The 13,161-nt window shown below is 63.6% G+C and carries 11 protein-coding genes and 1 other RNA gene; 4 read left to right on the top strand and 8 right to left on the bottom strand.

Annotated features, from left to right (window positions below):
- Positions 1-3: 3 nt before the first annotated feature.
- The 7 genes from JSE7799_RS06990 to ffs form a co-directional block, all read right to left on the bottom strand.
- A complete protein-coding gene (locus JSE7799_RS06990; RefSeq protein WP_055662976.1) occupies positions 4-348 on the bottom strand; it encodes a YbaB/EbfC family nucleoid-associated protein in 345 nt (114 codons plus the stop codon).
- 240 nt (positions 349-588) lie between these two features.
- A complete protein-coding gene (locus tag JSE7799_RS06985) occupies positions 589-1,677 on the bottom strand; it encodes an ATP-binding protein (protein WP_055662975.1) in 1,089 nt (362 codons plus the stop codon).
- Between the two features lie 142 nt (positions 1,678-1,819).
- Entirely contained in the window at positions 1,820-4,207 is a 2,388-nt protein-coding gene (locus JSE7799_RS06980) for a hypothetical protein (RefSeq protein WP_144431599.1), read from the bottom strand.
- A gap of 407 nt (positions 4,208-4,614) precedes the next feature.
- Entirely contained in the window at positions 4,615-5,097 is a 483-nt protein-coding gene (gene dps / locus JSE7799_RS06975; RefSeq protein ID WP_055662973.1) for a DNA starvation/stationary phase protection protein Dps, read from the bottom strand.
- A gap of 195 nt (positions 5,098-5,292) precedes the next feature.
- The gene (locus tag JSE7799_RS06970) at positions 5,293-7,008 is read right to left on the bottom strand and encodes a DNA polymerase III subunit gamma/tau (protein WP_055662972.1); all 1,716 of its coding nucleotides are present in this window, start codon (positions 7,006-7,008) and stop codon (positions 5,293-5,295) included.
- A gap of 114 nt (positions 7,009-7,122) precedes the next feature.
- The gene (locus tag JSE7799_RS06965; RefSeq protein WP_055662971.1) at positions 7,123-7,512 is read right to left on the bottom strand and encodes a YidH family protein; all 390 of its coding nucleotides are present in this window, start codon (positions 7,510-7,512) and stop codon (positions 7,123-7,125) included.
- Between the two features lie 356 nt (positions 7,513-7,868).
- An RNA gene (gene ffs, locus JSE7799_RS19635) (signal recognition particle sRNA small type) lies at positions 7,869-7,967 on the bottom strand.
- A 200-nt stretch (positions 7,968-8,167) separates the two neighbouring features.
- Between ffs and nudC the strand changes: the two genes are divergently transcribed.
- Together nudC and JSE7799_RS06955 are read left to right on the top strand one after the other, a co-directional pair.
- Positions 8,168-9,109 (top strand): NAD(+) diphosphatase, encoded by a 942-nt coding sequence (gene nudC, locus JSE7799_RS06960; protein WP_055662970.1) that lies wholly within the window; start codon positions 8,168-8,170, stop codon positions 9,107-9,109.
- A 52-nt stretch (positions 9,110-9,161) separates the two neighbouring features.
- Positions 9,162-9,614, top strand: coding sequence for an SRPBCC family protein (locus JSE7799_RS06955; RefSeq protein ID WP_055662969.1), 453 nt, complete (start codon positions 9,162-9,164; stop codon positions 9,612-9,614).
- On the opposite strand, the gene JSE7799_RS06950 is transcribed toward JSE7799_RS06955, so the two are convergent.
- On the bottom strand, positions 9,563-10,465 hold the full coding sequence (locus tag JSE7799_RS06950; RefSeq protein WP_083480346.1) for a prephenate dehydratase: 903 nt from the start codon (positions 10,463-10,465) through the stop codon (positions 9,563-9,565). The two genes, JSE7799_RS06955 and JSE7799_RS06950, sit on opposite strands and share 52 nt — an antisense overlap.
- A 131-nt stretch (positions 10,466-10,596) precedes the next feature.
- Here JSE7799_RS06950 and JSE7799_RS06945 point away from each other — a divergent pair, with 131 nt between their 5' ends.
- Both JSE7799_RS06945 and JSE7799_RS06940 read left to right on the top strand, forming a co-directional pair.
- Entirely contained in the window at positions 10,597-11,112 is a 516-nt protein-coding gene (locus JSE7799_RS06945) for a c-type cytochrome (RefSeq protein ID WP_306455400.1), read from the top strand.
- 184 nt (positions 11,113-11,296) lie between these two features.
- Positions 11,297-13,159, top strand: coding sequence for an extracellular solute-binding protein (locus JSE7799_RS06940; RefSeq protein ID WP_055662967.1), 1,863 nt, complete (start codon positions 11,297-11,299; stop codon positions 13,157-13,159).
- The last annotated feature ends 2 nt before the right edge of the window (positions 13,160-13,161 follow it).

Genomic DNA, 13,161 nt, shown 5'->3' with positions numbered 1-13,161 from the left:
AACTCAGAACGGCAGTTTCATGCCCGGCGGCAGGCCGAGGCTCTCGGCGATCTTCGACATTTCCTGCTGCGACCGCTCGGTGGCGCGGGCCTGCGCGTCCTTGATGGCGGCAAGGATCAGGTCCTCGACCATCTCCTTCTCGGACGCGTCGAAGATCGACGGATCGATGTCGAGCGCCGTCAACTCGCCCTTGGCGGTCGCGGTGGCCTTGACCAGACCCGCGCCGCTTTCGCCGGTTACAGTAATGGACGACAGATTTTCCTGCACCTCGCCCATCTTCTCCTGCATCTCCTGCGCCTTCTTCATCATTCCGGCCATGTCGCCGAGGCCGCCCAATCCCTTCAACATCCGTCTGTTCCTTCTCTTCAGAGGTCCTCTCCGAGGTAGGACGTCCGCACCGGCGCCGCAAGCGCGGCCGGCCCATGCAAAAAGGCCGCCCCCTGCGGGTGACGCATTCCGCACGGTGGGAGGCTGGCGGCTCAGCGATACCTCAAGAAGCAAAGGGCCGCGATCGAAACGGTCGCGGCCCAACTCATGACCTTCCGGAGAGATGTCCGCTTCTATGGCAAGTTAGCTTTAGACCAACTCTCACCCTTCACCTCCTGGCTCATCCACATCGACGACCTCGGTGCGGCTTTGCTTCCAAGCCTGCTGTGTTTTCTGTGAGCCGACAACTTCAACAAAGTCGTCTGGTGTCTGCCTCGCAAACTGGGATACTGCATCGCGCGCCCTGGCGTAATAAAGCGTCGTCCCTGTGATAGGTTCTACGCCGGTATGGGTCTTGTCCCCTTCTGGTTGGTTCCAGAACCCGAGATGTTCCGCTGCTCTACGCAAGTGAAAATGCGACCAAGGAAACGCAGCTCCAAAAACCTCCACGATAGTGGGGCGCATCTCCTCGACTGCATCGGAAGGACGCTTCGGATTTCGCGGATCTTTGTCAGCAGGCGTCGATAGCTGAACATTTCCTACGAGCTTGTAGGCCGGCGCACCGCCTTCCTGCACCAAAGTTCCCCTGTCGATGACGTTCATGTTGGATGCAGCTGTGGCGGGAAGATAGAAAGTCATCTCTTCATTGCCATCTTCCGAATCGCTTCTCGGGTCGGCAACAACAACTTGGTCAAATCCGATTTCACGGCCTCGGCCCAGGTATGCGAATATTTCGCTTCGGATTCTCTCATCCCGCGACAGCAAAAGTTGTGAGAACTCTTCTCCGGTGATGGGAGCAGTCTGCCCTCTTCGACGAGTGTAGACCGTGCCCTTGCGTAGAATATTGTCGGTGCCTTGAGCTCCCGAGAGATCTTTTATTGCGATGGCAGGTGGCTTCGATAGCGGCTCGACGAGTAGCACCCCTATGGCACGACCATGAATATCGAGCGTAGCGAAGTGCGTGGTGGGAATCGGCGAGATGACCGAGGCGATTTGCTCTGATTGTTGACCTTCGTCCAAGACTTGACCGTTGAGCCCGACGAGCATGCGAGGATTATCGGAGACCCCGAACACAATGATCCCGCCATTCTTGTTCGCAAACGCCGCGATGGTCTTCAGTGCTTTCCGAAATGTCGCGACCGCCATATCTCGCTTGAACTCCAAGTCGGTGCTCTCCCAGGCAGTAACACGATATTCGTTTTCTCCCTTAGGAAGCAGCCCAAGCCTGGCTTCCAACTCGTCAGCGTTCATCCTAAGCTCCTGAAATCATCTACTTGCCTCACGTGAGCATACTCGTGTGCTTGCCACCGCGGCCGCGTGTATGGACCTTGTGAGATCAAGATATTGGTTCAGTCGCCGCATAGCGAAAGGCTTTTTTCGTCAGGCGCATGACCTATGACGAGGCTGGCACCTGGTGTTTTTGTCGACCCCGGGATCGCTCAAACCGCGCTCCGAGCTTGGTGCCCATGTAGAGCCACGGGCGATACAGCATCCGGTAGATGTCGGGCGGGTCCTGTGTGCCATCATTGCGCTGCGTGAAGGCGTCCATGCCATGGCGCATGGCCGGCGTCATACGCGCGCGAGAACGTCGCGCCCGCGGCGGAAGATCAACGAACTCATCCGTTCCGGGTATCCGCAGCGCGCGCGGTGTCAGCTTCGGAGGATCGACGAGGTCGTCAATCTCCTCGTAGGGGCATGTGTAGGGCCGGGGTTCGAAGAAGTTATAGTGAACGCGATAGATGTTCAGGAGTGCGATCAGTGTTCTGGGATTGAAGATCGCGCCCTGAACGTAAGAGCCGCCCACGCGAGCACCTCCACTGCCGGCCCGGGCGGCGACGCTCATCCTCTCGCGAAGAGAGTTCATGAAGGAGCTGACCGGTTGAAGCGTCGCCTTGTAAACCCATGGCGCGAGCTCTTCGCGCAGGTCTTGGCTCAGCTCTTCTTGGTCGAACGGCAGCTTCTTTAGCGTCCTACGCATGTGGCGCGGCAAGATGGGAAAGCCGACAGTTTTGTCGATTTCGCCGCTTGCCTGTGTGGCGGACCGAACCCAGAGCGCCGGAAATACCTCGGACTGATAGTTCGAGATCTGAAAATGCGCGGCAGTTCCCCGGAGGGCTGTCGCCATACGATCGGCGATGAACGCCTCACTTACCGTCTGCGCGTCCGTTCCCGGGTCGAAGCGGCCAGCATACATGCCGTCATTATGGAACTGCTTTCGCGCCTTTCGATATTCCTTCACCTTGTCGAGCTTCTCCGGCTTCGTTGCCTTCTTGTTGAAGCTCATGGCCATCCAGGCGAACCGGTCTTCCCGGATCTCCTCGTCGAAGATATGCGGAAGCAGAGGCGGCAAGGTTGCTTCCTGCTCGGTGGTGAGGACGATTGATCCTCGCGAAAGTATCTCCTTCAGGAGCGCAAAATGGGCGCCCTTTGTGTAAATGTCCCTGGTCGTCATGCCCTTGAACGAACCACGCTCCTCGGATTCGTCGATTGGGAAGCCGAACCATCCCTCCGAGATCATCCGGATGTTGGCAATCATGCCCTTCGTTCGCTGGATCAAAGCAGAGCGTGCGGCCTGCTGGCTCTTGTCTTTCTTCGGCATTCGGCGCTTCGCTCGGCTCTGAAATGCCTTGATCTCGTTGACGCAGGCCGCGAAAAACTGCGGCTCGTGATATCGGCCTGTCGGCCGTTGCCACGAGAACTTCGGGGCCGACTGCACCTTGCTGTTCGGATAGAGATGCTCGAGGTTCTGCGGCATCCCGGCCTGGTCGAGATATGTCGCGTTGAACGTATCCAGAGGTGTGGCGCGGGGGTCGAAGTCGACATCGAGGCGATAAACATAGCCGCTGCGTGCATCTGCTGTGATTGCGCAGTTGAGCTGTGTATTGCGTCTGTCAGTCGAAGTCTCCCAGTTTACCGTCAGGACCATGTCGTCGTGGCTGAGAAGGTGTTCGACTGCTTTACCGCTTTGTTCGACCTTGTCGTTCCATCTGCGGAGCATCTCGCGCTCGTATGCGAGAAAAACTCCTTCGAGCCATTCGATGCGGTCGTAGATCCGCGACATGCCGATCTTCTTGCCAGCGATCCCGATCGAGCGCTGGACATCGACGATCCCGGCGCTGTTCAGCACTGCTCCGAGAATCCTAAGATTGTCGGCGGTCGTCTTCTGGCCGGCATGAGGCAGCGAGACGGAGAAGCGCGCGCCCTTCTTCCCCCGGCAGGGCTTGTGAAGCACGCGAAGAGACGTGGGCGTCCTCTTCTGGCGAACAGGTTGCCCCTTGCGATCCTTCGATCGCTCATGGACGCCGTCCAGGGCGAACTCGTCAGGGTCATCCAGAAACCGCTTGCCGCAGGCTCCGCATGAGGGTCCGTCGAGAACGCCATTGAAGTTCCGGAGTCTGTCGATCTCCTCGTCGAGGTGGTCCGGCGACAGGATTGAGAAGCCGGAGTCGCAGATTTTGCCCTCATGAGTTTGGCCCAGGCACCGGATAGTGCGTTGATCGGACCAGACGTGCGGATTGTTCTGGTAGGCAAATACGCGAGAGATTCGGCGGTGCTTCTCGCTCGCGCCTGCGAGCTTGTAGGCACCCGGCCCATGCATCTCCACGAACTTCAGTTGCTCTGGCGTCAGGTCAGGACGCTTTTCCTCCCATATGGACTTGCGGGTGGCACGACCCGTCAGCGGATGCCCGAAGTTCGAGCAGTCCGGGTTCGCGCATGTGTTGATGCAATGTTCCCCCGCGCCAGGATAGAGCTGGGAGAGCTTGAAGTTGAGTGTTGCCAAGCTTGTCATCAGAACCTCGGATATCCGCGGCTCTGCCTCGAGTCGTTTTCCGACCAAAGACCAGAGAATCTGCTTGGATTGAAGTCGATGCGGACATTCGTCCGCGATCTCCGCCTCGTGCGAAGGTCAAGCTTGTGGTCGAAGGATATTGGCTGTATTTCTGGGATCGGAAGAGGAAATGTCCAAGATTCCGGAAGTTTCTTCGCTCAAGCAGGCGGGGCTTGCTTCCGAGAAAAAAGTCTCGGATTTCCGTCAGCTTTTTCCGGTCATGACTGCCGCAACTTGTTGAACAATAGCAATGACCTGCCGCGCGTCGCGCGACAAGTCTGTGTTTTCAAAGCTCCCACCACACGGAATGCGTCACCCTGCGGGAGCGGCCCCTTCGTCTCGTATCGGGTGTTCGGCATTCAGTCCTGCGGCGCGTTCGCCCCGATGAACCAGGCATCCTTGTCGACTTGGCGGCTGACCTCAGTGAACAGGTCCTCGGCATCGTCGTCGCCTGCCTCGCCCGCGGCGTCGATCGCCTCGCGGAGGTTGGCGCCGTGCTGCTTGAAGCGGGACACGAGTTCGCGGACGTGTTCCTTGATGTCGGTCAGCTCGACCGGATAGGGCTCGAGCGTCGTGTTCTTCGACGCTTCCTGCGTCGTGCCGCGGGCGAAGCCGCCCATGATCGCCACGCGCTCGGCCATCGTGTCGGTCTGCTCACGAAGACGCTCGGCAACATCGTCGAGCAATTCGTGCACACCGATATAGCCACGACCGCGCAGGTTCCAATGCGCCTGCTTGACGGCCAGCGTCAGGTCGACGCTATCGGCCACGCGGGCATTCAGGAGGTCGATCATCTGCGATTGGGTCTGGCTCTTGAGGCCTTGAACAAAGCTCTCGGGCATGGGGGTCTCCTTTTTCAGTGCGGTTTTCGGAGGTGAAACGGAGCAGGGCGCATTTGGGTTTCATCGAGAACGCAGAGTCGCTCGAAAAGCCTCAGGCCGTCCCCGGGTGGCCTTGCTTGCAGTCGGTTCCTGTTGAGGGATGTCTTTGCCAAGCCGAACGTGGCTTCGGGCTCCGTGGTGCCGTTCCGCCACCCATCACCCTTCGTCAAACGGATCCCATTCATCCTCGACTTCGGCGAGCGCCCCTTCGGCCGCTTCCTGCGCGATCTCGGCTCGCGTGCGGATTTCGACGAGTTCGGCACCGGGAAAGGCGTCCATGATCGCCTGCGTCATCGGGTGGGCGAGGGCGGCCCGCTCGGCCTCGCGCAACTCGCTGTCGCGGGTCTCCGCGATCGTTGGCGCACCGCCCTCCGAGACGAGCGACACGCCCCAGCGGACGCCCGTCCATCCCTGAAGCCGCCCGGCAAGGCGCGCTGCGAGATCCGGCGCGGCGTCGGGCGTGGGCTCGAACTCGATCCGGCCGGGCGCATAGCGGGCCAGCCGCACACCCGTTTCCACCTCGACCAGCAGCTTCACGTCCCGATTGGCACGGATCAACTCCACGATCTGGTCGAAGGTCTGAAACCGCACGAGCGCGGGATCCTCGGCCAGCGCGGGCTGGGCCGAGCCGCCGCCATGACGCACGCGTGCGACCGGCGCGCCCCCGTCACCCGAGGGGGCGGGGCGCGGCGCCGGGCCGGATCCCGAGGGCGGCGCATCGCGCAGCTTGCGCACCAGATCGTCGGGCGAGGGCAGGTCAGCCACATGCGTCAGCCGAATCACCGCCATTTCGGCCGCCATCATCGCGTTGGGCGCGTTGCCGACCTCCTCCAGCGCCTTGAGAAGCATCTGCCACATACGGGTGAGCGACCGCATCGGAAGGCCTTGGGCAAAGGCCTGGCCGCGCGCCCGTTCGTCCGGGGCGACGGTCGGATCGTTGGCCGCCTCCGGCGTGATCTGAATGACGCTGACCCAATGCGTGATCTCCGCCAGATCCCGCAAGACGGCGAGCGGGTCCGCCCCGTCGGAATATTGCGCACCGAGTTCCAGCAGCGCCCCGGCCGCGTCGCCGTGCATGATCAGGTCGAACAGGTCCATCACCCGGCCCCGGTCGGCGAGGCCCAGCATCGCACGGACCCCGTCGGCCGTGGTTTCCCCCGCACCGTGGCTGATCGCCTGATCGAGCAGGGACATAGCGTCGCGCACCGACCCTTCGGCCGCGCGCGCGATGAGCGCCAGCGCGTCGCCGGCGATCTCCGCCTGCTCCTTCTCGGCCACGCCGCGCAGATGGGCGATCATCGTCTCGGGTTCGATCCGGCGCAGGTCGAACCGCTGGCAACGGCTGAGAACGGTGACCGGAACCTTGCGGATCTCGGTCGTGGCGAAGATGAACTTCACATGCGCGGGCGGCTCCTCCAGCGTCTTGAGCAGCGCGTTGAAGGCGCTGTTCGAGAGCATGTGGACCTCGTCGATGATGTAGATCTTGTAGCGCGCCGAGGCCGCGCGATAGGCCACGCCGTCGATGATCTCGCGGATGTCGTTCACGCCGGTATTCGAGGCCGCATCCATCTCAAGCACGTCGACATGCCGCCCTTGGGCAATCGCCACGCAGGGCTCGCAGACGCCGCAGGGATCGGTCGTCGGGCCGCCGGTGCCGTCCGGCCCGACGCAGTTGAGCCCCTTGGCCACGATCCGCGCCGTCGTGGTCTTTCCGGTGCCGCGGATGCCGGTGAGAATGAAGGCCTGCGCGATCCGATCGGCGGCGAAGGCATTGCGCAGCGTCCGCACCATCGCGTCCTGTCCGATCAGGTCGGCAAAGGTCGCGGGGCGGTATTTGCGCGCCAGCACCTGGTATTCCGTCGTCTCGCTCATTCCGGCCCCCGTCATCGCCGAGGGCAATCTATGGGGCGCGCGCGCGAGTGGCTAGGAGTCGGCGGCTTGAAATCGGGGAAATCGCGACTGCGGGGCGCCGCCCGTCATCGGTCCCTAGAGCGACCAGAGAACCGCGCAGACCGTCACCGCACCCAGCGAGAACATCGACGAGAGCAGGCCGAAGGTCTTGCCGTCCTGCCGCTCGGTGTCATGCGTGTTGAGCCGGACCTGCCCCTTCTTCGAATTGCGCCATGCAGACCAGAAAATCACCAGGGACGCGGCGATGAACAGCGTCGAGACCGCCTTGAGTATCCAGACCGGCTCCGCCTCCGGAAACACCGCATGGAGGCCGACCGAGATGGCGATGGCGGCCATCCCGGTGCGCATCCAGCCCGCGAATGTCCGCTCATTCGCGAGGACCGTGCGGTCTTCGGCCCAATCGGTGCGCCATTCGGCCCAGTCGGTCTTGATCTGTGTGGTGTCTTCGTTCGATCGGTCGGTCATGGTGCGTCAATCAAGTCCCGGATCGGCGGTTCGCGACGCGCCGGAACGGCACCGCGCCGCACATATGGCGAGCAGAGAGGGGACGGAGCGGGAATACAAGGTCATTCATCGCGCCGGTCTGCCATGACTTGCGGGATCGATCCAGCCAGCGGCACGGGTCCGACCCGGCGAGACCGGAGAGCGGTCCGGCCAAGGCTGACCCGATTGCGGACCGGGCAGAGAAAACGGCGCTTTCCGCTGCATCCTGAGAAGGCATGTCAGGAAGGAGCACGCGCAGACGGTTCGCAAGACATCGGGCCAGTCCGTCAGTGTAACGCGAAATCGGCGGCGGACCTCGCAAGACCCGAACCCGCCGAGGGTGAGAGGCTGGACGACGACCCAGACGGGACTCGTTGTGGCTGCTTCCTTCCGGACCTGACCAGGTTGGCGAGACGCCTGCCCGCGCCAACCTCTCGAGGCGGCAGATAGGATGAATGCCGATGCCGTGCAAGGGTGGGGGCCGGGAGAAACATCCTCGTCCGCCGGTTGCATGGCTGCGCCGCCGGCATCGGTGTGGCGCGCGTGGCATTTCGGTGCGCAGTCGGGGCGTGAGTGATCCGGTGGCATCGGCGATCGGCCGCAGGCTAAAGATGCGTCCGAACGAAGGAGCACCGACATGAAAATCGCCGAGACCGTCACGTTCGGAGGCGGGGGGCTGGACCGGGCCGAGGATCTGCGCCGCCACCCCGAGACGCTCGCCGCGCTGCCGGTGCGGACCTTGCCGCTTTGGCGGGGCAAGCCGCTGGCGAATGCTGCGCGCGACGGGCTGACGCTGATCGACGGCCACGCCTTTGCCGCGCTGGGTCAACCTGTCCTGATCGGTCGCGACGAGGAGGCCGTGATCTTCGCGCGCGATGTCTCCGCGCTCGATGTGGACGGCAAGGCCGACAGCGTGGATGCGTTCCGCGACGGGTCGGAGCAGACGCATCCGGACCTCCCCGCCGGCACGGCCTTCACAGACCTCAAGCGGCTGATGACCCACCTCACGCCGCGCGACGCGGAGATCGCGGCCACGGCGCGCGGCATTCTCGAATGGCACCGGACGCATGGTTTCTGCGCCAATTGCGGCACACCGACCGAGCCGGGCAAGGCGGGTTGGATGCGGGGCTGCGCAGGCTGCGGGCGGATGCATTTTCCGCGCACCGATCCCGTGGTCATCATGCTGGTCACAAAGGGCGAGCGCGTGCTTCTGGGCCGGTCGCCCGGCTGGCCGGAGGGGTTCTTTTCCTGCCTCGCGGGCTTCATGGAGCCGGGCGAGACGCTGGAGGGAGCCGTTCGGCGCGAGGTCTGGGAGGAGACGGGCGTGCGGGTCGGGCCGGTCCGCTACCTGTCGAGCCAGCCTTGGCCGTTCCCGGCCTCGCTGATGCTCGGGGCGCATGGCGAGGCGGCGACGGATGCCATTGAGATCGATCCCGAGGAGATCGAGGAGGCGGTGTGGCTCGACCGGAGCGAGGTGATGGACGTCTTCGCAGGCACGCATCCCTGGATCGTGCCTGCGCGCGAGGGGGCGATCGCGCATTTCCTTCTTCGGGCATGGCTCGCCGACCGGCTGGATTGACCTTGCGGGGGCGGCACGCCATCAAGACCGCCGCGCAAGCCGGAGACCCCGCATGAAGTTCGTCGCCACCGAAGATATCGTCGCCCCCGCCGAGAAGGTCTGGGCGCAGCTCTCCGACTTCGACCGTTTCGAGGTCCGCGCCAAGAGCAGCGTAAGTGACCTGACCCGCGTGCCCCCGGGCCCGGCGGGCGAGGGCACGACATGGCGCGGCGTGGCCGAGGTGATGGGCAAGCGGCGCAGCGTTGTCATCAAGCTCGACCGGGTCGAAAGCCCCCGCCTGCTGAGTGCCACGGCCGATGCGGAGGGCATGGACGTGGTTCTGGTGGCGGAGATCGAGCCGCTGGGGCCGACGATGACCCGGCTGACGGTGACGACCGAAGCCCGCGGACGCAGCTTTGCATCACGGGTGATGCTGCAGTCGATCGGGCTTGCCCACAAGCAACTGGCCCAGCGTTACAAGGGCCGCGTCGCCGATTTTGCAGGCCGGATCGAGCGGGCGGCCTGATCCTCGGCCAAGGCGCCGCCCTGGAAATGTTCGGGATCGGCGGGATAAACGCCGAGGATGTCGATCTTCGAGGTGAAGTAATCCAGCTCCTCCAGGGCGCGCGCGACGGCCGGATCGTCGGGGTGGCCTTCGATATCGGCGTAGAATTGCGTCGCCGAGAAGCTGCCATCGACCATGTAGCTTTCCAGCTTGGTCATGTTGACGCCGTTCGTGGCGAACCCGCCCATCGCCTTGTAGAGCGCGGCCGGAATGTTGCGGACGCGGAACACGAAGGTCGTCTTTATCGGGCTCGACCCGACCACCGGCCGTTCCGGGTCGCGCGCCATCAACAAGAACCGCGTCGTGTTCCGGTCGTGATCCTCGATATGGCGCGCGAGGATTTCGAGTCCGTAGATCTGCCCCGCCATCTCCGAGGCCAGCGCCGCTTCGGAACGGTCTCCCGCAGCGGCGATCTGCTGGGCGGAGCCGGCGGTGTCGGCGCCGACGCGGGAGCGGATGCCGTGGCGCTGCAGGAAGGTCCGGCACTGGCCCAGAAGGACGGTATGCGACTGCGCGACGCGGACGTCCTCAAGCGTCGCCCCCGGCAGGGCGAGCAGGTTGATATGCACGCGCACGAACGCTTCGGCCACGATATGCAGCCCGGATTCCGGGAGAAGCGAATGGATGTCCGCCACGCGTCCATAGGTGGAATTCTCGACCGGCAGCATGGCGAGATCGGCCCGGCCCTCGCGCACCGCCTCGATGGCGTCCTCGAAGGTGGGGCAGGGCAGGGGGGCGTGATCGGGCCGCGCCTCGTGGCAGGCCTGATGAGAATAAGCGCCCAGCTCTCCCTGGAATGCGATGCTGCCCATGTCCCGGTTCCTCGTCGTGCCGCGTATCGTCGCAGCGTCTATCTCTTGCGCGCGGGTGCCGAAACCACATACATGTCCGCGACCCGAAAGGGCAGCCACGACGACGAGAGGGCCCGAGACAGATGGACACGATGACGATCACCAAGGCCGTCGGTGCGGGCTGCGGCGCACTTTTGATCTTCCTGCTGGGCGGTTGGGCGGCCGAAGGGCTGTATCACGTCGGCGGCGAGGCGCATGAGGGCGAGGAGATCGTTCAGGGCTACGCGATCGAGGTCGCCGACGCCGGCGAAGCCGCCGAAGTCAGCGACGAGCCGGAAATTCCCTTCGAAGAGGTCTTCGTCAATGCCTCCGCCGAGGCGGGCGAGCGGCTCTGGCGGCAATGCGCGGCCTGTCACAAGCTCGACGGGTCGAATGCGACGGGGCCGTATCTCAACGGCGTCGTCGGGCGCGACAAGGGCGCGGTCGACGGCTACTCCTATTCCGACACCCTCGCCACGATGGAGGGGGACTGGACGCCGGAAAACCTGTCGAGCTTCCTGCATGCGCCGAACGACTACGCGCCGGGGACGAAGATGGCCTATCGCGGCATGTCGGATATCGAGGATCGGGCGAACCTGATCGCCTATCTCGCAAGCGTCGGTGGCTGATCGGCGGATTCGCGCAGATGCGTTTCCGGGCCCGTCCTCATGGCGGGCCTTTGCTTATGGGGTGGCGGAACGGTGGAGTCGCGGTCGGCCCGCGCCCCTCACGATGGCGTGAGTCGCGTGGCCCTTGAATGTCGGCACCGGCCCTCGTTACCTGAAACGAACAGAGATTAGGGAGGGTTCGCCCATGCTCCGCCGGATCGCAGCCGCCACGCTTGCCGCAACCCTCGCTCTGCCCGCTTTCGCGCAGGAGGCCGGGGACGACGCGATTGTGGTCAGCCACGGCTACAGCTATTTCGGCGAATTGAAATACGGCCCCGACGAGCCGTTCTCCTACGTCAATGTCGACGCGCCGAAGGGTGGCGAGATCAGCCTCTCGGCGCTTGGCACGTTCGACAGCTTCAACATGTCGACCCGCAAGGGAAATCCCGAGCCGACGGCGTCCGACGTGTTCTACGACACGATGATGATCGCCGCCGCCGACGATCCCTATGCGATCTACTGCCTTCTCTGCACGACCGTCGAGTATCCCGAAAGCCTCGACTGGGTCGTCGTGAACCTGCGCGACGATGTGCGCTTCACCGACGGCACGCCGATGACGGCCGAGGACATGAAGTTCACGATCGACCTCTACCTGACGCAGGGGATCGCCGAATTTCGCAACGTGTTCACGCGCTACTACGATTCCGTCGAGGTTACGGCGCCGCATCAGCTTCGTTTCGAGTTCAGCAACGAGACGCCGGTGCGTGACCGGATGGGCCTGATCGCGCTGTGGCGGCCCTTCTCCAAGTCCTGGTTCGAGGAGACGGACGCCCGCCTCGATGAAAGCACCCTTGAACCATTCCTCGGGACCGGTCCTTACAAGCTGGGCGATCTCGATGTCGGCCGCTCGGTGGTCTACGAGAAGAAGGACGATTGGTGGGGGGCGGATCTTCCGATCAATCAAGGCCGGTACAATTTCGACAGCATCCGCATCGAATATTTCGCCGACAGCGCCGCCGCATTCGAAGGCTTCAAGGCCGGCGAATACACCTTCCGCATCGAGAACTCCTCGAAGGAATGGGCCACCTCCTACGACTTTCCGGCGGTGAAACGCGGCGATGTCGTGGTCGAGACGCTGCCCGACGGGAACATCACCACGGCGCAGGGTTTCATCTTCAACCTCAAGCGCGACAAGTGGCAGGATCCGCGCGTGCGCGACGCCATCCGCGCGATGTTCAATTTCGAGTGGTCGAACGAGACGTTGTTCTACGGCCTCTACGAACGCCCCGAATCCTTCTGGGGCGGCTCGGAACTTGCCGCCGAGGGGGCGCCGGGGGACGAGGAGATCACGCTCCTGGAGCCGTTGGTCGAGGAAGGTCTGCTCGACCCGTCCGTGCTGAGCGAGGAGGCCGCGACGCCCCCGGTCAACGATCCGGCCAGCAACCGCCCCGACCGGCGCACGCGCCGCGCGGCACAGCAGCTTCTCAACGAGGCCGGCTGGGAGGCCGGGCCGGGCGGGATGCTGCGCAACGAAGCGGGTGAGAGGCTGGAACTTGTCATCCTTCAGTTCAGCCCGACCTTCGACCGCGTCATCAACCCGTACATCGAAAACCTTCGCGATCTGGGCATCGACGCCCGGCTGGAGCGGGTGGACCGCGCGCAGTACATCGAACGCCGCCGCGCCGGCGATTGGGACCTGACGAATCATTCCCCCGGGCAGGATTTCGAGCCCTCGCTCGGCCTCAAGCAATGGTTCCACAGCGAGACCGCGGAGGATTCCAGCCGCAACCTCATGGCGCTGGCCGATCTTGCGGTGGATCGCCTGATCGACGCCGTGATCGAGGCGGAGACGCTGGAAGAGTTGCGCCCACGCGTCCGCGCGCTCGACCGGGTGCTGCGCGCCCAGGGGTTCTGGATTCCGCAATGGACCAATTCCGAACATTGGGTCGCCTATTGGGACATGTACGACCATCCTGAGGCGATTCCGCCGCTGGACCTTGGCGTGCTCGACTTCTGGTGGTTCGATGCGGAGGGCTACGCCGAACTTCGCGCCTCCGGCGCCCTCTGATC

It is taken from the genome of Jannaschia seosinensis, from assembly GCF_001408515.1.
Taxonomy (GTDB): domain Bacteria; phylum Pseudomonadota; class Alphaproteobacteria; order Rhodobacterales; family Rhodobacteraceae; genus Jannaschia; species Jannaschia seosinensis.
This window is presented reverse-complemented; position numbering and strand designations above follow the sequence as displayed.

Coding starts and splice junctions, on each gene's coding strand:
- JSE7799_RS06940 (WP_055662967.1), top strand. CDS start 11,297: ATGCTCCGCCGGATCGCAGCCGCCACGCTTGCCGCAACCCTCGCTCTG.
- JSE7799_RS06950 (WP_083480346.1), bottom strand. CDS start 10,465: ATGGGCAGCATCGCATTCCAGGGAGAGCTGGGCGCTTATTCTCATCAG.
- JSE7799_RS06990 (WP_055662976.1), bottom strand. CDS start 348: ATGTTGAAGGGATTGGGCGGCCTCGGCGACATGGCCGGAATGATGAAG.
- JSE7799_RS06945 (WP_306455400.1), top strand. CDS start 10,597: ATGACGATCACCAAGGCCGTCGGTGCGGGCTGCGGCGCACTTTTGATC.
- JSE7799_RS06965 (WP_055662971.1), bottom strand. CDS start 7,512: ATGACCGACCGATCGAACGAAGACACCACACAGATCAAGACCGACTGG.
- JSE7799_RS06985 (WP_055662975.1), bottom strand. CDS start 1,677: ATGAACGCTGACGAGTTGGAAGCCAGGCTTGGGCTGCTTCCTAAGGGA.
- JSE7799_RS06970 (WP_055662972.1), bottom strand. CDS start 7,008: ATGAGCGAGACGACGGAATACCAGGTGCTGGCGCGCAAATACCGCCCC.
- JSE7799_RS06955 (WP_055662969.1), top strand. CDS start 9,162: ATGAAGTTCGTCGCCACCGAAGATATCGTCGCCCCCGCCGAGAAGGTC.
- nudC (WP_055662970.1), top strand. CDS start 8,168: ATGAAAATCGCCGAGACCGTCACGTTCGGAGGCGGGGGGCTGGACCGG.
- dps (WP_055662973.1), bottom strand. CDS start 5,097: ATGCCCGAGAGCTTTGTTCAAGGCCTCAAGAGCCAGACCCAATCGCAG.